Origin of the sequence: Flavobacterium pallidum, assembly GCF_003097535.1 — a bacterium.
GTDB classification, from domain to species: domain Bacteria; phylum Bacteroidota; class Bacteroidia; order Flavobacteriales; family Flavobacteriaceae; genus Flavobacterium; species Flavobacterium pallidum.
In genome coordinates this window covers 2,453,765-2,472,050 of the sequence record NZ_CP029187.1, presented here as the reverse complement: position 1 = coordinate 2,472,050, position 18,286 = coordinate 2,453,765, and the positions used below count along the sequence as shown (strand labels likewise).

The 18,286-nt window shown below is 44.9% G+C and carries 20 protein-coding genes and 1 tRNA gene; 14 read left to right on the top strand and 7 right to left on the bottom strand.

Annotated features, from left to right (window positions below; genetic code table 11):
• Nucleotides 1-104: 104 nt before the first annotated feature.
• Nucleotides 105-680: a Crp/Fnr family transcriptional regulator gene (locus tag HYN49_RS10140; RefSeq protein WP_108904009.1), complete on the top strand. Its 576-nt coding sequence runs from the start codon at nt 105-107 to the stop codon at nt 678-680.
• Between the two features lie 64 nt (nt 681-744).
• Nucleotides 745-1,185, top strand: coding sequence for a carboxymuconolactone decarboxylase family protein (locus HYN49_RS10135; RefSeq protein WP_108904008.1), 441 nt, complete (start codon nt 745-747; stop codon nt 1,183-1,185).
• Between the two features lie 102 nt (nt 1,186-1,287).
• On the opposite strand, the gene HYN49_RS10130 is transcribed toward HYN49_RS10135, so the two are convergent.
• On the bottom strand, nt 1,288-2,457 hold the full coding sequence (locus HYN49_RS10130) for a proline dehydrogenase family protein (RefSeq protein ID WP_108904007.1): 1,170 nt from the start codon (nt 2,455-2,457) through the stop codon (nt 1,288-1,290).
• A 241-nt stretch (nt 2,458-2,698) separates the two neighbouring features.
• On the opposite strand from HYN49_RS10130, the gene HYN49_RS10125 reads away from it, so the two are divergent.
• Nucleotides 2,699-3,238: a DUF2975 domain-containing protein gene (locus HYN49_RS10125; protein ID WP_108904006.1), complete on the top strand. Its 540-nt coding sequence runs from the start codon at nt 2,699-2,701 to the stop codon at nt 3,236-3,238.
• Between the two features lie 3 nt (nt 3,239-3,241).
• Nucleotides 3,242-3,451, top strand: coding sequence for a helix-turn-helix domain-containing protein (locus HYN49_RS10120; RefSeq protein WP_108904005.1), 210 nt, complete (start codon nt 3,242-3,244; stop codon nt 3,449-3,451).
• Nucleotides 3,452-3,584: 133 nt separating this feature from the next.
• Here the strand turns inward: HYN49_RS10120 and HYN49_RS10115 are convergent, their stop codons facing one another.
• On the bottom strand, nt 3,585-4,220 hold the full coding sequence (locus HYN49_RS10115) for a DUF6266 family protein (protein WP_108904004.1): 636 nt from the start codon (nt 4,218-4,220) through the stop codon (nt 3,585-3,587).
• On the opposite strand from HYN49_RS10115, the gene HYN49_RS10110 reads away from it, so the two are divergent.
• From HYN49_RS10110 to HYN49_RS10080, 7 genes are all read left to right on the top strand, one after another.
• Nucleotides 4,219-4,644, top strand: coding sequence for a hypothetical protein (locus tag HYN49_RS10110; RefSeq protein WP_108904003.1), 426 nt, complete (start codon nt 4,219-4,221; stop codon nt 4,642-4,644). The genes HYN49_RS10115 and HYN49_RS10110 overlap by 2 nt on opposite strands.
• 114 nt (nt 4,645-4,758) lie before the next feature.
• Nucleotides 4,759-4,953: a hypothetical protein gene (locus HYN49_RS15090; RefSeq protein WP_146185086.1), complete on the top strand. Its 195-nt coding sequence runs from the start codon at nt 4,759-4,761 to the stop codon at nt 4,951-4,953.
• Nucleotides 4,954-5,274: 321 nt separating this feature from the next.
• On the top strand, nt 5,275-6,270 hold the full coding sequence (locus HYN49_RS10105; RefSeq protein WP_146185085.1) for a hypothetical protein: 996 nt from the start codon (nt 5,275-5,277) through the stop codon (nt 6,268-6,270).
• Nucleotides 6,271-6,482: 212 nt separating this feature from the next.
• Nucleotides 6,483-7,436, top strand: coding sequence for a DUF6731 family protein (locus HYN49_RS10100; protein ID WP_146185084.1), 954 nt, complete (start codon nt 6,483-6,485; stop codon nt 7,434-7,436).
• A gap of 932 nt (nt 7,437-8,368) precedes the next feature.
• The gene (locus HYN49_RS10090; protein ID WP_108903999.1) at nt 8,369-11,083 is read left to right on the top strand and encodes a T9SS type A sorting domain-containing protein; all 2,715 of its coding nucleotides are present in this window, start codon (nt 8,369-8,371) and stop codon (nt 11,081-11,083) included.
• A gap of 133 nt (nt 11,084-11,216) precedes the next feature.
• Entirely contained in the window at nt 11,217-11,399 is a 183-nt protein-coding gene (locus tag HYN49_RS10085; protein WP_108903998.1) for a hypothetical protein, read from the top strand.
• Nucleotides 11,372-11,593, top strand: a complete 222-nt coding sequence (locus tag HYN49_RS10080) for a hypothetical protein (protein WP_108903997.1) — start codon at nt 11,372-11,374, stop codon at nt 11,591-11,593. The genes HYN49_RS10085 and HYN49_RS10080 overlap by 28 nt, the downstream gene beginning before the upstream one ends.
• A gap of 61 nt (nt 11,594-11,654) precedes the next feature.
• Here the strand turns inward: HYN49_RS10080 and HYN49_RS10075 are convergent, their stop codons facing one another.
• Together HYN49_RS10075 and HYN49_RS10070 are read right to left on the bottom strand one after the other, a co-directional pair.
• Nucleotides 11,655-12,518 carry an alpha/beta hydrolase gene (locus HYN49_RS10075; RefSeq protein WP_108903996.1) on the bottom strand — a complete coding sequence of 288 codons (864 nt, stop codon included), beginning with the start codon at nt 12,516-12,518 and terminating at the stop codon, nt 11,655-11,657.
• Between the two features lie 147 nt (nt 12,519-12,665).
• On the bottom strand, nt 12,666-13,313 hold the full coding sequence (locus HYN49_RS10070) for a YciE/YciF ferroxidase family protein (protein ID WP_394336394.1): 648 nt from the start codon (nt 13,311-13,313) through the stop codon (nt 12,666-12,668).
• 359 nt (nt 13,314-13,672) lie between these two features.
• On the opposite strand from HYN49_RS10070, the gene HYN49_RS10065 reads away from it, so the two are divergent.
• The 3 genes from HYN49_RS10065 to HYN49_RS10055 all read left to right on the top strand — a co-directional run bounded on the left by HYN49_RS10065 (nt 13,673) and on the right by HYN49_RS10055 (nt 15,585).
• Nucleotides 13,673-14,017 carry a hypothetical protein gene (locus HYN49_RS10065; protein WP_108903995.1) on the top strand — a complete coding sequence of 115 codons (345 nt, stop codon included), beginning with the start codon at nt 13,673-13,675 and terminating at the stop codon, nt 14,015-14,017.
• Between the two features lie 174 nt (nt 14,018-14,191).
• Nucleotides 14,192-14,884: a Bax inhibitor-1/YccA family protein gene (locus HYN49_RS10060; RefSeq protein ID WP_108903994.1), complete on the top strand. Its 693-nt coding sequence runs from the start codon at nt 14,192-14,194 to the stop codon at nt 14,882-14,884.
• Nucleotides 14,885-14,940: 56 nt separating this feature from the next.
• Nucleotides 14,941-15,585 carry a hypothetical protein gene (locus HYN49_RS10055; protein ID WP_146185083.1) on the top strand — a complete coding sequence of 215 codons (645 nt, stop codon included), beginning with the start codon at nt 14,941-14,943 and terminating at the stop codon, nt 15,583-15,585.
• A 37-nt stretch (nt 15,586-15,622) separates the two neighbouring features.
• On the opposite strand, the gene HYN49_RS10050 is transcribed toward HYN49_RS10055, so the two are convergent.
• From HYN49_RS10050 to HYN49_RS10040, 3 genes are all read right to left on the bottom strand, one after another.
• Nucleotides 15,623-15,697 (bottom strand) — tRNA-Val (locus HYN49_RS10050).
• Between the two features lie 87 nt (nt 15,698-15,784).
• Nucleotides 15,785-16,741 (bottom strand): hypothetical protein, encoded by a 957-nt coding sequence (locus HYN49_RS10045; RefSeq protein ID WP_108903992.1) that lies wholly within the window; start codon nt 16,739-16,741, stop codon nt 15,785-15,787.
• A gap of 6 nt (nt 16,742-16,747) precedes the next feature.
• Nucleotides 16,748-18,196 (bottom strand): MBOAT family O-acyltransferase, encoded by a 1,449-nt coding sequence (locus HYN49_RS10040; RefSeq protein WP_108903991.1) that lies wholly within the window; start codon nt 18,194-18,196, stop codon nt 16,748-16,750.
• Between the last annotated feature and the right edge of the window lie 90 nt (nt 18,197-18,286).

Genomic DNA, 18,286 nt, shown 5'->3' with positions numbered 1-18,286 from the left:
CTGTAGCTTTTGCTGTGGCTGTGTCCGGAATGTAGCGTGCTACCAGCCTGAATGATGCTGTGCTGTGAAAACTAAGATTGTCGGTTTTTCCATAACTTAGCCCCATGAACGGAATATTCAGGGAACATCTGGAAAAATTCATTACGGTAAATGATACCGAATATCTCGCCATTGCCGCTTTTTTTCAAGTAATTGATGTCAGGAAGAAAGACAACCTTCTTGTTGAAGGGGAGCCCTGCCGATGGCATTATTTTGTGTTGAACGGATGCCTGCGCAAGTTTTTTATAAATGATAAAGGTGTCGAGCAGACGACGGAATTCGCCATTGAGACCTGGTGGATGACCGACAACATGGCTTATGAGCACAAACGCCCCACTGATTTTTACATCCAGGCAGTAGAGGATGCTGCCGTATTATACATCGACTGGGAAACACAGGAACAACTGGTGGCGGAATTCCCACAAATGGAACGTTATTTCCGGTTTGTGTACCAACGCGCTTTTGCCGCGGCACAAATCAGGCTGAAATACCTGTACGATTTCTCCAAAGAAGAGATTTACGATCACCTGTGCCGCATGCAGCCTGCCTTCGTACAGCGTATCCCACAATACCTTATAGCATCTTATTTAGGATTTACGCCTGAATACTTAAGTGAAATCAGGAAGAAGAAACGTTCTTAAACCAGTTTAAGTTTTTTGTGTTTGGTGTGGCCTAGCTTTGCCTTGTTAATTTAAAATCAGTAACATGGAAACCAGAGTCAACATCAATGAAGTACAGCCACAGGCTTACAAAGCCCTTTTTGCCCTTGAAGGATATATGGCAACAACCAACATTCCTAAAAAACACAAAGAACTGATTAAAATCAGGGCGTCACAAATCAATGGCTGCGCCTTCTGTATTGATATGCACACCAAAGATGCCATAAAAAATGGCGAAACCAACCAACGCATTTTCCTCCTGAATGCCTGGCGCGAAACGGCCTTATTCACTGAAGAAGAGAAAGTCATCCTGGCCATCACCGAGGAAATTACACTGATCCATAAACACGGGCTGTCTTCTGAAACCTACCATAAGGCAGTACAGCTTTTCGGTGAAAATACCGTAGCACAGCTGATTATGGGCGTTGTCGCAATCAATGCATGGAACAGGATAGCGATCAGCACGAACCTTGAACCGGCGGAATAGTGTTCTGCTGTCAGTAGCAGGCAGTGCTGTTGCGTAAAATTAACATTTGACGGTCTCGGCGAAAGGTTTAAATCGGCCGCAATCCGTTCGGCCATGCGGCAACTATTTCCCTTTCCTGCGATTTCGCTCTGCTTTGATCAGCGACAGCTCGCGGCTGGTTTGTCCGGCAACGGAAGTGTTTTCTTCAGCGCGGCGGATCAGGTAAGGCATCACATCACGTACCGGCCCAAAGGGTAGGTACTTCGCCACATGATAATCATTTGCAGCAAGGTTAAAGCTGATGTTGTCGCTCATGCCATACAACTGCCCGAACCAGATGCGCTGGTCGTTTTTAGAAATATGATGCTGCTGCATCAGTTCCATCAGTTTATACGAACTGTCCTCGTTGTGGGTCCCGGCGAAAATAGCCATATGGTCAAGGTGTTCTGTCATGTAAAGTATGGCGGCATCATAATTGTCGTCGGTGGCCTGCTTGCTGGCGCAGATCGGTGTGGGGTACCCTTTTTCCTCCGCGCGTTTGTGCTCTTTTTCCATATACGCGCCACGCACGATCTTCATTCCGATATAGAATCCTTCCGCTTTTGCCTGTTCGTGCAATTTCTTCAGGTAATCCATACGGTCGTGGCGGTACATCTGCAGGGTATTGAAAACAATGGCCTTGTTTTTATTGTATTTGCGCATCATGTCGGCAACAAGATCATCGGCAGCATCCTGCATCCAGCTTTCCTCGGCATCGATGAGTAAGGCGACATCCTTGTCATGGGCAACTTTACAGACATGGTCGAAACGCTCTACTACGCGGTGCCATTCTGCCTGTTCTTCTGCGGTAAGCGTTTGCTTTTCACCCAACTTCTCATACAGTTCAAAACGTCCGAAACCCGTCGGCTTGAACACCGCAAACGGGATCGACTGCCTTTCTTCGGCAAAATGGATCGTCTTCAGTGTCATTTGCAGCGCCGCATCAAACTGTGCCTCCTCTTCCTTCCCTTCCACAGAATAATCCAGTACAGACGACACGCCCTTGGTAAACATCTTATCCACCACAGGCAGGCAATCTGCCTCATTGACGCCGCCGCAGAAGTGATCAAAAACCGTCGCACGGATCAACCCTTCTACTGGCAAATGCGCCTTAATGGCAAAGTTCGTCACCGCCGTCCCGATACGTACCAGCGGTTCGCTGGCAATCATCTTAAAAAGGAAATAGGCACGGTCGAGTTCGGTATCGGTCTTAAGGGCAAATGCGGTTTGTGTATTGTTGAAGATTTTTTCCATGGAAATGTTGTTGATTGTGCAAATATAAGATGAATTATGAATTAAGAATTAGGAATTATGAATAAACGCCGCATATCACATAAGAGGAAAACGGCCAGGTATAAAGTGGTTTAAAAATATCATTCAGATAATCATCAGATTTTGCGGTGACAATTATTTTATCAATAAAAATTAATAATTTATTGTTTATCAATAAATATTTATTACTTTAGCCACATCATTATTTTTAATCTTGACTATTATGGAAACCAAAATCAGTACCAAACACGTCCTCAAAATCCTGTACATCCTGTCATGGATCATCTTTCCGTTCTTGTGCGTCGATGCAGGGACGTATCTTTTCAGTGCGGGCTACACGCATTTTATAAATCACAACAATGCGGATTACTGGGGGCTTTCCGTATTGTATCGCTTTGACTCCGGCTATTTTGCAGCGGAAATTCTGCTGATCACGATTCCGCTTGTGCTGAAGGCGATCATGTTTTACCTGATCATAAAAATACTGCACGATAAGAAACTCGACATGGACAATCCGTTTAACGAGGCGTTGCAGCGTTTTACGCTCATGATTTCCATACTTGCAGCAGGGATTGGACTTTTTACGATGGCTGCAGTCAATTATACCGAATGGCTTCGGGCTTCGGTCATGATGCCCGAACCCGGCAAGCTGCATCTTGAAGGTGCCGACATATGGTTGTTCATGAGCGCCATACTATTCATCATTGCGCAAATCTTCAAACGGGGCGTCGAAATACAAACCGAAAACCAATACACCATATAAGCCATGGCCATAATTGTAAACCTTGATGTGATGATGGCCAAACGCAAGATGTCACTCAATGAACTTTCTGAAAAAGTCGACCTGACATTATCCAATCTTTCGATATTAAAGACCGGTAAAGCCAAAGCCATCCGTTTCTCGACGCTTGAAGCGATCTGCAGGGTATTGGATTGCCAGCCGGGTGATATCCTGGAATTTCGGGAGGATCATTGATTTACCAAACCCTTGGTATTATCAGCAATGTACCACCCACCTTCTGCAGCTTTGCTGTAAAAGGCAGCGTTTAAAAATAAAACCCATAAAAAAACCCGGAGCATCCCCCGGGTATCTGACCTGCAATGAGGCATTACAGTACGGTCGCGGTCAGGTGCAGGCTTGTCGAGGCGCGGTATCCGCCCAGCGCGGTAAAGCCGATCCAGCAGTGTACCACGTCCCCACCCCAGCTGTCGGGCAGCGAGACGGTGAGCGATCCGGCGCTGCGCTGTTCTGTATGGTCGAACTGGAAGCGCGCCTTCTCGGGGTTGTAGACGACGACCAGCAACAGGTCGGTCGACACGGCCTCCGGCTGCCCCGAGTTGTCCGTCCAGGTGAATTCGAGCATCGCATTGGCCTGCGCCACGAGCACCGCATCCTGCGGCCCGGCGAGTTCGCCTTTGGTGATGATGACCTTGTTGTAGTCGAGCGTGATGTCCGGGTACATGCCTGTGGTCGCTTCCCTGAGGAAGTAGGACGAGGCCAGGTCGGCACGCGAGCGCTCGTTGGCCGGCTGCCCGAAATACTTGTCGAGTAGGCTGCGCAACGGGTTTACGAAGCGGATGACCAGCGCAAACACCATGCGCTGTTCCAGCTGCTTTTCGGTCGGCTGGCGGCCGCTTCTCTTGGGGCGGCTGCGCATCACGTCGATGCCGCGCCAGTTGGTTCCTACTACGGGCCCTATGGTGCCCCTGAATCCGCCGAGGATTCCTTTTTCAAATTTTCCCATGTGTTCTGATTTTTTAAAAATTAGCAAGTCATATCAGCCTGCAGGACTGGCGGGATCCTTTCCCGATTCTGGATCAAAACTAAAACGCATTTTCCTAACCGCAAAGCCTGCAGCCGCTATTGGCCGGGTTTTACCGCAGGCTACCGCATTGGGAAGGGAAAGGATTGGAATTACCGCTTTTTACCGCTTTTTGCCCTATACCCTACCGCTCTTGGTATGGTTTTGTTCGGGTTTGGTTATGGTTTGGTTCGGGAAACGCTGTGGTTTGTTCGGGGCGCCCCGAACAACTCCCGAACAAAACACTTCTGAAACCCCTGCGGTAACCATGCTAAAAAATCATCAAAACCGGATTTATGAAAAAGTTAACAAATGCGTCAAATCGTATCAGATATGGACAAATAGTGATTTTACGAAATCGTTATAGTTAAAATTTTGAAAACAAATAGTATGCGTGCCGAATATTTTACGTTCTTCGCAATGACCTAAGCCTGAGCCCCTAATCAGGTATAACCGATGTATCAACCAAAAACGAATCGAGATGAGCAGGGTAATCATTTATGTCAAGGATGTATGTGTACTGATGGGTACAAGCGACAAGACGTCGCGCGGATTCATGAAAACGCTCCGCATCCACGCCAACAAGGGCCGCAACGTGCCACTCACCGCCTACGATTTTTCGAGCTACACGAAGATGGATCCGCAAGAGGTGATCAGGATCATCAACGGGAAGTGAGGAGAGTCGCAGTCGCAGTCTCAGTAGGCAGTCGTATGCAGTAGAAAAGGCGATGTCGGATTTAAGACGCAGAAGCAATTTGGGGAAAACTCCGGAACTCCATGTTATGACTGCTTACTAAATACAAATTTTAAACAATTTCATCCGATTTCGTCATTTGCGTTAAAATATTCGCATGAAATCAGGGGTTTTTACGGGTAGATTTTTGAGGAATTCTCAATGGTTTTGTAGGAATGATGGTTTATATTTATAGCACGTTGATGTGGCAATTGGCGTTCCTGTAGCCCCGCAGGGATATTAGTAAAACCAAAGACAAGAAACATGTTTAAAAAACTACTGTTGCTGCTATTTACAGCTCACTTATCCGCACAATCCATTGACATTGCGGAAACTACCATCAAAGTTCCAATGCTTGGTGAAGAATCACTTTACTATGGATTGGCTGAAGGCGACCAGCTTATCGTGAACTTTAATGAGATAAACGGTAAGGAACTCAAAGAATTTGAGATTACTGAGTATCCTTCCTCTTCAAAATTCATGGATTACAAAACCACAAAGCTGGAAAACAAGGCTATAACCATCGCCAAATCCGGAATTTATAAGTTCAGGCTTTATAATTCTTCACTAGGCCAACGCATTTGTAAGCTGAAACTACAAAGAATTCCCAGTGATGATAAAACGCGGAAGTTTGATACTTCGGTATACTGGAAGACTGTGAATGATACGACTTATAATACTTCGCAGGAAAATTATCTTGTAAGGCGGGATACAGTTTTTACTACTGTTACAGACCAAATTGCAAAAGTGCATTCCCGCGGTAATCTCAGTGATGACAATAAAACGACGTTTGACTTTATCTTACCATCTAATACGGTTGCCTGGGGTTATTATATTGGTGTTGATCAGCAAGGACAAAAGGCTTATGAGGATGCAGTCCACTTTTTGAGTGAAGCTGCCGGTTCGGTAATTCCAAAAACGCCTATCAACCAAATTGCATTAGGCATATTTTCTTCAATACCGAAACTGCAATCAGGGGAAGATATCGGCTTTTACATAACTGATACACAGAATACAGAATTTCTGCTTAAAGGGCAGTCATTCTACCCTGTAAAAATGGGCAAAGTTATCAATGATTATTCGTCAATGACCACACCTCTAACAGGAAGGTATTATGTGACTTTGATCAATGACAATGCGGTCATGGGTGTCACTGTAAATGTAAAAATTGCAGCGGTTTCTTTTAATGAGGTTTGGGGGGTGAGAGAAGTTAGGAAGATGGTGGTTGAGGGGAAGAAGGTACCGTATTTGAAAAATTAACTAAATATTTATTTAACTAATTAAAATATTTCAACATGACTAATGAACCAATAATCAATGCTAGATTTAAAATGTTTCGCGAAAGCTATGGGCTTACCAATACAGTTTAACAACCTCGCAGGAAAAATAGTAAACTGTAAAGTTGTACGTAATCCAAATAATGGTTTAAAAGAAGCAATAGAAATAGAAATAACGAAATCCTAATCAATAAAATGAAACAGAAAGTAACAAAGCCGAAAGCGCCTAAGACCGATTTTATAAATCCAAAAAACACAAATGTATATTATTTTCAGGCCTTTCCAGCAGATGAAAACATGGATGATAATGACAAGGAATTATTCTTCAAAATTTGGGATAAACAAATATTTGAACTTAAAGAAACATATCTTTCACAAGATCATGCTGATGGAAATATAAATATTTTTGATATCACGACTGAGCATCAAAGATATGTCTTAGGTACATTTGTTTATAATCAAACGACCAACATACCACCAGCCTTCGATGAAAAAGAGAATAAGCCATCTGCTCTTAAAATTGGAAATTTTGAAGGTTTAGGATATGATAGTTCATTTATTTACGATACCAAAACTAGAATACTTGGAATTGAAAGCAAAAAACCGGGAACATCGGTAACTTCAATAATTAAGTTCATCGAAACAAATTTCAATATATCTGGCTTTTTGCTTAAGGATGTAGTTCTTCCTGAGGAATACAAAAAATTTCTTAAGGCTTCGGATTATACAAGAGTTGAATTGGATTTAGCAATTCCAAATAATGAGATGGGAATTTTGGGTACAAATGCACGAAATCCAGAAAGGATAATTGAGTTAATGCAAGATTTGAAAGGTGCAAATGCAAAAATTGTCATTTCCAACGGAAGAAGTCGGACAAAAAAGCTCTCAATTAAATCCGTAAGAGATATTGCAAACTGGTTTATCAAAAGCGATATCGGCGAAGACATAACTAAGAACTTACGTATAACTAGGGTTGACGCAGATACAAATCACTCTCATATTTTTGACTTAATTTCAAATAGATTAATTACTTACCTTGCAGTTGAGAAAAGAAGAACAATTAGTACCTTTCAAATCAAAAGTAAATACAAACAACTTTTAGGCGACTTTCTTCGATATCGTGAACAATTAGAACTGCTGCAAAAATAAAATGATAAGTAGTAAGCACTTTCCAATACTAACAAGTTTATTTATTTTGATAATTCTATGTGGATTAAGTTTTTACTATGAATGCGAACTAAATAATGATAAATTTTTTGAAATTTCAATTAATGTTTTTAGCGTTTTACTTGGTTTCTTATTAGCTACGGCATCTATCCTTAGTACAATAAAGAGTCCAGCGATGGAATTTTTAATAAAATCAGGTGGTGGGGAAGATTTAAAAAACTACTTTAAAAAAGCTACCTATTACAGTTTTGGCTCAGTCTTTTTTTCGATGCTTTATTTCCTTATAAAGGATTTGTTTTATGATGATTATATCATTTCACATTTTGTGCTGTGGTTTAATATTTTCTCTTTTTCATGGTGTTTCAAATTTTTAAATGTATTTATTAAAATAGTCCTATATAAAAATTAAATTTACCAACCTAGATGGTGCGGAATCAAACTACTTAAAGTACGTAATTGCATTCCCTGCCCACAAAGAATTTCTACCCTAAAACCATACAAACAAACCATCCTGCCAGTACGCTCCAAAAAAAGGAAGTATTAAGCATCTGCAAAACCGAATACAACATTCATTATCTTACAAAATTTACCAAAAATAATTGCATAATTACCATCTTTGCCATCCATAGAAATCACCATATTATCCGCTGGCGTGAACCTGAATTTCGTGGCGACAAATAATCGCGACCTTAAAAGACGCGGCATGCCAAACCAGACTCACCCCTTCCAGGCGCTCTGCAAAGGGAGATTTGGATGCACATGCAAAACGGGTATGGGTCACGGGGCACTTCGAACCCGACGATTAATCTTCGTAAATTAGTGTAACGGATTCCGACGGTGAACCTTGCCATAATATCTACCATCATGCCATTGCGAAGCGCGGAACTGAAATATAACCAAATAAATATCTACTTATGAAAAAAACATTACTCTTCTTTACTTTGCTTTCGATGGGCGTGGCCTTTGCACAGGGTACACACGCCATTAAGCTATCCGGCGCACCGGTACCGGGGACAAACAGTAGCGTTGTTGCCACGCAGTCAGGCCATGTATCGCTGCAAAGGGCCACCAATGCGGTGTCGCTATTACAGCCCAAAAAATCAGAATACACCCGTGTGCCTTTAGGGCAGGCCCCGCAGTCCGTCTACTCGGCAATGGTGTTCAATGGCAACCCGGACCCTGTAACGGCACAGGTGCGGCTGCGGATCTTTAACGGTGCGATGAATGAATTGGCTACGGCTGTCAGCGCACCAGAAGTCGTGGCAGCAAACGCCACGAGCGCAGAACTGTTTGTAGCGCCTGTGTTTAACCCCACAGTGCAGGGAACCTACACCTTTACCTATGATAAGATCATTGACGGCACACCGGACAGCAGTGACAGCGTCAGCTATCCCGTCGATTTTACCGGTACACTGATGGCACGCGATGATGACAACCCTGCAGGTGCGCTCGGCATCGGTGCCGGCAACGGTGGCTATCTTGGCCAGACGTTTACCTTCAGCGAGGCGGCTACTTTGTCCTCTGTCAGCATTTTCCATATGGGCAACAACACTGGCAACGGCGACAGCGTCGAGATGGCGTGTGCGGTATTCAAGATGGTAGCCGGGGTGCCGCAACTGGTCTATACCGCCCCTTCGCAGCAAATCGCCGATGGTGCGCAAGCAAACATGCTGTATTATGCGGTGAATCCTCCGATGGCTATCGAAGCCGGGGATACACTGTTGTTGTGCGCACAGGAATTTGGGCAGACGATATCCGTAGGGCTTACGCCAACTATCTTTACGGAAGGTGCCACGTATGTGAACTGGCCCACCAGTCCTTTTGGCGGCTGGGCACACAACGAAGACTTCGGTGGCGGTTTTAACAAGGCTTATATGATCCGGGCGAACCTCGTCTGTACGCTGCCTGATCCCGCAGTAGCTGCAGCACAGGAGTTTTGCGCCGGTGCGACAGTGAATAACCTGAATGCCACGGGAGTCGGTATCGAATGGTTTGCCGATGCGGCTGGTGGCACGGCACTGGCGGGCAATACGGCATTAACAACCGATACGTATTATGTTTCCCAGCATGATGGGCCGTGCTACAGTGACAGGATTCCTGTGGCAGTGACCGTGAATGCGGTAACGTCAAATACTACCACCGTAGTTTCCTGTGACAATTATACGTGGGCAGAGAACGGCATGACTTATACCGATTCGGGTGTTTATAATGTTGTGACCGGGTGCCACACCGAAATACTGGACCTGACGTTAACGCCATCGACCATAAATACTACCCAGGTCAATGCCTGCGGCAGCTATACATGGTCTGTAAACGATGTGACCTATACAGGCTCAGGCTTTTACAACGTCGTGACCGGCTGCCATACCGAAATACTGGAATTGACGATAACTCCTGCAACTTCAAACACTACCGTAATTGATGCCTGCGACAACTATACGTGGGCCGAAAACGGTGTGACCTATACCGACTCGGGTGTGTATAACGTCGTAACTGACTGCCATACCGAAATACTGGAGCTGACGATTACGCCTTACACTTCGAATACGACCTCCGTCAATGCCTGTGAAACCTATACCTGGGCAGAAAACGGTGTAACCTATACGGATGCCGGGGTGTACCAGGCCGTATCAGGATGCCATACCGAAACGCTGGAACTGACGTTTACCGGGGTGACTTCCAACACTACCGCCGTCGAAGCCTGCGACAGTTATACCTGGGCTGAAAACGGCATCACGTATACCGACTCAGGTATTTATGAAGTGGTCACGGGATGCCATACCGAGGTATTGGAGCTGACCATTACGCCTGCTACATCGAACATTACCGCCATCAGCGCCTGCGACAGCTATACCTGGGATCAGAATAATGTGACCTATACGGAGTCCGGGATGTATGAGGTGGTCACGGGCTGCCATACTGAAATGCTTGAGCTGACGATTACACCAACGACGGTCAATACTTCGGTAGTCAGCGTTTGCGACGCCTATACCTGGGATGTAAATGGCGTTACCTATACGGAAACCGGCAATTACGATATCACGAACGGCTGCCATACCGAAATACTTGACCTGACGATTACCGCTGGCCCATTTATTACGGTACAACCTGTGAGTACGGAGGTAGCTGAAGGCAGTACGGTATTCTTTTCGGTAGCGGCTGAGAATGTGGGTACGTACCAATGGCAGGGAAGTGCGGACAACGGACTGTCCTGGCTCGATATTCCGGAAGGCAGTGGTTTTACCGGTACCAACGGCGCTACGCTGGAGATCAATGGCGCACTGATTACGATGGATGCCAATGGCGTACTATTCAGATGCGTGATCACCAATGGCAACTGTAACGCGATCAGTAATGAGGCTACACTTTCGGTAGTGCTGGGCATCGATCCGATCGGATCAAACAGCGTCATGCTGTATCCAAACCCAACTCACGACCGTGTACAAGTGGCTACGAAAGCCGCGGCTGCGACTGTGACGGTGTTTGATATCAACGGCAGGCTGATCTATACACAACAACTTGTAAACGGCAGTGGAGACATCGACCTTACTAATGTGCAGGCCGGCGTCTACCTGTTCAGGGTGGCCACCGAAAAAGGCACCATCAATAAGAAAGTGGTGAAGCAATAACCGCCATTTCTTTAAAAAAAAAGCGCCCCTCCCAGCAGGGGCGTTCTTTTTATCATAATAGTGATAGCCTGTTAAAGTTGGGTACTGAGGCAGGGCCACACGCCACAGCGCAGAAAATCATTATCTTTGCACCATGTCACGCAACAACGCTTCCAACATACAGAAACATAACAACAAGCTCCACAAAGCTCAGGCGAAAGCCAAAAAAGCCGCTGCGGAGCGTAAGGAGAAATTGGCGGCGATAGTAAAGAAGTTTAACAATCAGGATACACCTAAAGACACCACGCCATGGACGGACTCAGATTCATCAAATTAAAAATAGCCGTACAGGAAATTATTGACCACATCGGCATCAGGGATTATGATTATGCGCGTGAGAAACTCGCAGCAGCTACTGATATGTTAGATGACATACTCGACCACTCCGTCACCGATGAAGATGTGCTGGAAGCCGGGCATTATTCGGCGTTGCTGGAACAACTGCGGAAGAAATCGGGCATGAATAATTAGGAATTACGAATTAGAATCCACGCATAGGACTGACGACACCGTAATTCATAATTCATAATTTCTAATTCTTAACTGCACTGCCATTCCCCTTAAAAACCTTCGAAAAAAACAACACCTGGTACGGCAGCGAATCCTGCCAGTACTGCCATGTATGCCCACCCGGGCGCTCTATGTAATCATGTGGGATTTTTTCGTATACCAGCCTGCGGTGGAACTCGCGGTTGGATTCAATCAGGAAATCATCCACGCCGATGTCGATGATCAGCGGCATGTTGTTGGCCTTGAATTGATCGACCATCCCAATTACGGCATGCGATTTCAGTTCTTCATCAGAAGGCGGTTCCGGGCCATAGACCTCCTTAAACATTTTATTCACCTCGTCTGCAGATTCTACTTTGCGGATGGTGCCCATATCGAGCGCACCGCTCATGCTCCCGGCGGCGCAGTACAGGTCGGGGTGGCGTACTGAAAGATACATCGCGCCATGGCCGCCCATCGATAAACCAGTGATCACACGGCCGTTCCTGTTGGCAATGGTGCGGTAGGTGCCGTCGATTTTGGCAATGACTTCTTTGGTAATGAACGTTTCAAACTGGGACGTTTTTAAAGTGGGGCTGTCGATATAAAAACTAAAGGCTTCCCCTTCCGGCATCACGATGATGATGTTGTATTTGTCGGCGAGGTCTTTTACGGTATTCAAATCCGGTGTCTTCTTCAGCCAGTCGTTGAAATGGCCCCATGCCCCATGCAGCAAGTACAATACAGGATAATTGCCTTTGCTTTTGGCGTAAGAATCAGGAAGCGCGACGGCAGCGTGCAGCGTGCGGTCCATAGCGGTGCTTTTGATATCGAGCGTGTCGACTTTTGCAGCGAATGAAGTGGCGGAAATCAAAAAAACAGCAACGAGTAACAATAGTCTTCTCATAGGAAACGGAATTAGATTCGGTTAAAGATATAAAAAACCAAAACAATCGGCTGCACTATCCCTGATTGAAAACCCTGCACTGCATCATAAAAAAAGCCTGTCAAATACAGACAGGCTTCCTCGTTGAGTTTTAGATTTGATTTTAGCTTATTTATCTTCTGCGGCAGCGTCAAGATTGATATGCGATTCGGCGATCTGTGTCAGCAGCGAGTCTGCCTGCTTTTCCTCTTCCAAAGTCATGACAAGCAATTGCAGTGCCTCATCATGGCCCAATGTCTTAGCGAAAGCAGCCAAAGTGCCATAAGTGGCGATTTCATAATGTTCGATCTTTTGAGAAGCGGCAATGATTCCGGCGTCGCGTACTACACCGAGTTCGGTTTCTTCCATGATGCCTTCGCCTTCTTTGATAAGGCCGTCCATGGCATCGCATTTTTTGGCTACAGCTTTTTGTCCGATGGATTTGAATACACCTTCCAGTCGCTGTACATGCTCCTGGGTTTGTGCAAGGTGGTCTTCCAGTGCCGTTACCAATTCCGCCGAAGTGGCATTTTTAGCCATCTTGGGCAGGGCCTTGGTGAGTGCCTTTTCAGCCCAATAGATGTCTTTCAGGCTGTCTTCGAACAATTCGGTGAGGCCTTCAGCGGCAGACGATTTTGGTTTTACGGTTCCTTTAGGCGTGGCCGGAGTTTTGAACGCAGCTGTCTTCGAAGCAGGCGTTTTCGTCATGGCAGTTTTGGTTGCAGCGGTTTTGGTTGCAGCGGTTTTTTTTGCCGGTGCTTTGGTTGTTGTCTTCATAATATAGTGTTGTTTAATAATTAAAATGAACATCACAAAGATGGAAGTTTAGCCGAAGGAAAACTTATGTTTTTGGGCCGCAAGGTTACAAGATTTTAAGCTCACCAGTATTGAATGTTAAAATGGAAATCCTGTAACCCACTGATAATAAAGTGTAAAACAACGCTAAATCGTTGTTGTAGTTTTGGAATATTATTAACCACAAATACTTTTCAATTATGAAAACTCCAATGTCAAAAGACACCAAAACCGGTGCCGCATCAACAAAGCCGACTACTAAAAAGTCAACCACAAAAACCGATACCAAATCAGGTAAAGGGACGACCAAAAAGTAATTGTTAACCTTAAAACACGCAACAATGGAATCTAACAACAACAATGGAAACCGCGATTGGAATCGCGAGGACCAAAACCAACGGAACGCACAGGGAACTTCGCGTTCAGGGGAAAACGAAAGCCGCTCAGGAGCTTCCCGTAACAGAGACATGCAGGACAACGACCGCGCCATGAATTCGTCACGCACTGAACAACGCGGCAGCGAAAACTGGCAGGACAGTGAAAACAGCCAGCGCGATATGGGAAATTCCCGATATGGTTCTTCGACCTCCTCTGAAGAGCAGGACGATGAAGCGCGTTTAAGCAGGGACGAAGACATGGATTCAGGTGAATCTGAAAGAAGGTCTTCTCCGGGCAGGGATTTATAATCAGGTAAATAAACTGATTTCTCCCAGGCAACAGCCAAAAGACATGGATGCCGATTTCCATAAGGCGACACCCCTGACTTTTGGTTGTTGCCTTTTGGCATTTTTTTCACACCGCTTTTTTCGCACTTTTGTTTTCTTTTTCATACATTTCGGGGAAATTTTAAAACTACAAAAATGGAATACCAAAACACGACTTTGGTGGCATACGCTTCTGAAGTACAGAAAGCGGAATTTTACAAAAAGACTTATTTGCATGTTGCGTTGGCCATACTGGCATTTATCGGGGTGGAAACCATCCTGATCAATACCGTGCCGAGTGAAGTCATTGGCAATTTATTCAGTGGCAGGTTCATCTGGCTGTTCATTATCGGGATGTTTTGGCTTGGCTCGATGTTGTCATCCAAACTCGCTTTTGCGGCCACGCGTTCGCAGCAGTATATGGGATTGGCATTGTACGTATTGATAGAAGCGCTGATTTTCCTTCCGATGCTCGTTATCGCCATGTATTATACCGGGAGCACGGCTGTAATTACCCAGGCGGCCATTATTACGTTATTCATGTTCGGCGGGTTGACAGCAGTCGTATTTTTTACAAAAACCGATTTTTCATTCCTGAGATCTGCATTGATCATAAGCGGATTTATTGCATTGGGATTGATTGTTGCCGGTGCGCTGTTCGGATTCGAACTTGGGCTGTGGTTTTCCGTAGGAATGGTGATTGTGGCCAGTGGCAGCATCCTCTATCAAACCAGCCAGATTAAGGACCAATATGGCACCGAGCAATACGTGGGCGCAGCATTGCAGTTGTTTTCTTCGGTGATGCTCTTGTTCTGGTATGTACTCAGGATTTTGATGAGCAGGAAATAATCGTAGCAAGTAAACCAATAGAGCCGGGTATAGCCCGGCTTTTTAATTGATCAACCATGAGAAAGATTTTGTTATTTTTATTGCTGCTTCCATTGTGTGCGATGGCACGTTTTATGGAAGGCACGGTTACGATGAACGATGGCAATACAAAAAAAGGTTATCTCGAGATACCAGCTTACCTCGACAAGAACGTCAGCTACAGGACAGAGGAAAAAGGCAAGACCCAAAAACTTAGTATTAATGATGTGGCCAGCATTGACATTGTTCATAAAGGCAAACCTGTCAAATTTGTTTCGACTTACGTGGCATTCTTCAAGCTTTTCAATACCAGTGAAATCAAGGTAGAAAAAAGAAAATTCTGGCTCGAGGTAATCAAGGAAGGCAAAAGGTGCAGTATGTATGCTGCCTATTCGGGTTGGAGCCCGGCCGCCGGGCCTAACGGATTTGCAAATGCAGACGTTGAAAACGAAAAGTATTTCATTAAAAAAGAAGGTGTTGATTACGCATTGTATTTTTATATGGTATTAGGCAAGGGTGGCGGTCATTCTTTTAAACTCAAGAAAACGAAGTCGATCCAGAAGGAAGTAAACCTTCATTTTGGCAAAGACTGCCCAGGATTATTTGATTTGATTACCGTGGAAGATCTCGCTGAAAAAGGTTTCTCTTTAATTGTCGACCTTTATGATGAGAATTGTAAATAGCATAAAAAAAACTCCATTTTTCAATGGAGTTTTTTTGTGGGCGATACTGGGTTCGAACCAGTGACCCCTACCTTGTCGAGGTAGTGCTCTGAACCAGCTGAGCTAATCGCCCGAATGGGATTGCAATAATACAGTATCGGATTTATATCTGCAAGAAAACCCGTTATTTTTATTTAGAGCCTGCTGACTGTACCATTTATTATTTCCTTTTAAGGCTATCCCCCAACGTTTTGGACAATACTTCCGCCCCATGATGATTAGCGTGCACTGCATCATAGAAATCCGTTACAGGCAAAAGGCTCGTGAGATCGATCACACGGATACCGGTTTCCCTGGTCACCATTTCCTTGGTTTTGGCTGAAGCCAATTGATGGTCGTTGCAATCATCCGGGTTTATCGGCATCAGGATGATGACATATTCGATGCCTTTTGCATCAAAATAGGCTTTGGTTTTCTTAAGGAATTCGATTTGTGTCTTGGGATATTTGGCCGGTTGGTATTTTTTGCAACCGGTTTGCTGCACAGGATAATTAGGCGACTTCTGGTCGATGTAAATGTGCGGGAAGAATTTATCCATCATCAGTGACTGGTCATATCTTTCATTATCAAAAATCGGCCTGATGGCAGTGGTGATGTAATTCCTGAAATATTCCCTGCATTCGAAATAACCGTCCAAAGCAGGCTTATCGAAGAACCGGTTGTAATCCGGGATCAGTTTTCTGGTCTGCTCATTCACGCGGTAACCGCTTAAGTACATCGGGATGGCTTTCACTTCGGGCATCAGGTGCGGCTCATCGGTCGCAAAGAATTCCGGTGAAGTACATTGTACCACCATCCTGGTATTCTTTTCAATCATCCCATAAAAATAAGACGATTGGTATAACGACTGGCTGAAATTGGCAAGGTTGTACATCGGAACGTCAATTCCGGCGTGCGATCTGACCACTTTTGTATTGACACCCAGTACGCCGCGGCTGTCGCCAAACAACAATACATTGTCCTGTTTTTTATCCTCGAGCACACTCATCATGGATACAAAACGGCGGTCATTGCTGTCCATGACGCGGTAAAGGTAGGTTTGCAGGTAAATCGCCAGCAGTATGGTGCATCCGGCGACAACAAGGAATATGGCTAAACGTTTTAATGACGGATTCATAAGCTGTTAAAATTGGAAATAAATAAAATCTGCCTGCTTTCCACCAAAGAAGAAAATCAGCAACACTAAGACGAAAATGATGGCAGACTGTTTCCACAGGCTGCTTTTATAAATGTCCTGGAAGGCGTATTCTTTCCTGCGGTAAAACCATTCAGTGATGAACAGTATCGACACCATGACCAATACGATCAGCATGGTGGTGTTCTGGCCGCTGGACAATTTCGGGATTGATAAAATCGAGCGGTTGCAAAGGTGGCCCATGTATTCGAAGGCATGGTGCATCGATTCGGTACGGAAAATGATAAACCCGAAGCACGTCAACGCAAAAGTGATGATGACTCCCATAGCATCCCGGAATGAAGGCAAAGCGCTGTGGGCGGCAATGATCTCGATATTCTTTCGGTGGCTGTTGCGCAAAATGAGCGGGACCACATATAATCCGTTAAGCACCCCCCAGAAGATGTAATTCCAGCTCGAGCCATGCCAGAAACCGCTGACGGTAAAAATAATCATCGTATTACGGATCTTGATCCAGAGTCCGTCCTTATTTCCACCCAACGGAATGTAAAGGTAATCGCGGAACCAGGTAGAGAGGGAAATATGCCATCTTCTCCAGAATTCAGCAATATCCCTTGAAAAGTAAGGATAACGGAAGTTGGTCATCAAATCAATGCCGAACAATTTTGCCGTTCCGAGCGCAATGTCTGAATATCCCGAGAAATCGCCATACACCTGGAATGCGAAAAGGATCGGACCTAATGCAAATACGCTCGCTGAACCGCCTTCCTTATGAAAGATGATATCTACCAGTTGTGCGGCATTATCGGCAATCACGACTTTCTTGAACAATCCCCAAAGGATCTGGAAACTTCCGTCCACCATACGGTGGTAGGTCATTTCACGCCTTGTGAAAAACTGTGGCAATAAATGCGTGGCGCGTTCAATAGGCCCGGCAACAAGCAATGGAAAGAAACTTACGAAGAGGGCATAATTGGTCAGGTTTGTCGTTGGTTTGGCTTTGTCATTATAAATATCAAAAACATAAGACAATCCATGGAACGTGTAGAATGAGATCCCGACAGGCAGGATGATACTCAGCGTACTAAAGTGCGGATGCAGCCCGAAATTACCAACGAATTCGGAAAACGATTCAATGAAAAAATTGTAATACTTGAAGAAACACAGGAAACCAAGATTAATGGTCACACTGATAATCAGCCACATTTTCTTCCTGGCTTTGGTATCGCTGCACTCAATGGCAAGGCCCGAATAAAAGTCGAGCGCTGTCGAGAACGCCAGCAGGAATCCGAAGCGCCAGTCCCAACAGCAGTAAAAAAAATAGCTTGCAATCACAAGCATCAGGTTTTGGAGCTTCAGGCTTTTATTGGTCACAAACCAATACAGAATGAATACGATGGGCAGGAAAATGGCAAATCCTAAGGAGTTAAATAGCATTTCGCAGGTATTTGTTTTTGGTTTTCATTAACATTTGCCCAAAAATAGTAAAAAGTTGCCCAAAACAAGATTCGAATTGAAAAAAGGTGC

Coding starts and splice junctions, on each gene's coding strand:
- HYN49_RS10140 (WP_108904009.1), top strand. CDS start 105: ATGAACGGAATATTCAGGGAACATCTGGAAAAATTCATTACGGTAAAT.
- HYN49_RS10130 (WP_108904007.1), bottom strand. CDS start 2,457: ATGGAAAAAATCTTCAACAATACACAAACCGCATTTGCCCTTAAGACC.
- HYN49_RS10135 (WP_108904008.1), top strand. CDS start 745: ATGGAAACCAGAGTCAACATCAATGAAGTACAGCCACAGGCTTACAAA.
- HYN49_RS10060 (WP_108903994.1), top strand. CDS start 14,192: ATGGAATACCAAAACACGACTTTGGTGGCATACGCTTCTGAAGTACAG.
- HYN49_RS10085 (WP_108903998.1), top strand. CDS start 11,217: ATGTCACGCAACAACGCTTCCAACATACAGAAACATAACAACAAGCTC.
- HYN49_RS10080 (WP_108903997.1), top strand. CDS start 11,372: ATGGACGGACTCAGATTCATCAAATTAAAAATAGCCGTACAGGAAATT.
- HYN49_RS10105 (WP_146185085.1), top strand. CDS start 5,275: ATGTTTAAAAAACTACTGTTGCTGCTATTTACAGCTCACTTATCCGCA.
- HYN49_RS10125 (WP_108904006.1), top strand. CDS start 2,699: ATGGAAACCAAAATCAGTACCAAACACGTCCTCAAAATCCTGTACATC.
- HYN49_RS10075 (WP_108903996.1), bottom strand. CDS start 12,518: ATGAGAAGACTATTGTTACTCGTTGCTGTTTTTTTGATTTCCGCCACT.
- HYN49_RS10090 (WP_108903999.1), top strand. CDS start 8,369: ATGAAAAAAACATTACTCTTCTTTACTTTGCTTTCGATGGGCGTGGCC.
- HYN49_RS10065 (WP_108903995.1), top strand. CDS start 13,673: ATGGAATCTAACAACAACAATGGAAACCGCGATTGGAATCGCGAGGAC.
- HYN49_RS10100 (WP_146185084.1), top strand. CDS start 6,483: ATGAAACAGAAAGTAACAAAGCCGAAAGCGCCTAAGACCGATTTTATA.
- HYN49_RS10040 (WP_108903991.1), bottom strand. CDS start 18,196: ATGCTATTTAACTCCTTAGGATTTGCCATTTTCCTGCCCATCGTATTC.
- HYN49_RS10055 (WP_146185083.1), top strand. CDS start 14,941: ATGAGAAAGATTTTGTTATTTTTATTGCTGCTTCCATTGTGTGCGATG.
- HYN49_RS10070 (WP_394336394.1), bottom strand. CDS start 13,313: ATGAAGACAACAACCAAAGCACCGGCAAAAAAAACCGCTGCAACCAAA.
- HYN49_RS15090 (WP_146185086.1), top strand. CDS start 4,759: ATGAGCAGGGTAATCATTTATGTCAAGGATGTATGTGTACTGATGGGT.
- HYN49_RS10120 (WP_108904005.1), top strand. CDS start 3,242: ATGGCCATAATTGTAAACCTTGATGTGATGATGGCCAAACGCAAGATG.
- HYN49_RS10115 (WP_108904004.1), bottom strand. CDS start 4,220: ATGGGAAAATTTGAAAAAGGAATCCTCGGCGGATTCAGGGGCACCATA.
- HYN49_RS10045 (WP_108903992.1), bottom strand. CDS start 16,741: ATGAATCCGTCATTAAAACGTTTAGCCATATTCCTTGTTGTCGCCGGA.
- HYN49_RS10110 (WP_108904003.1), top strand. CDS start 4,219: ATGTGTTCTGATTTTTTAAAAATTAGCAAGTCATATCAGCCTGCAGGA.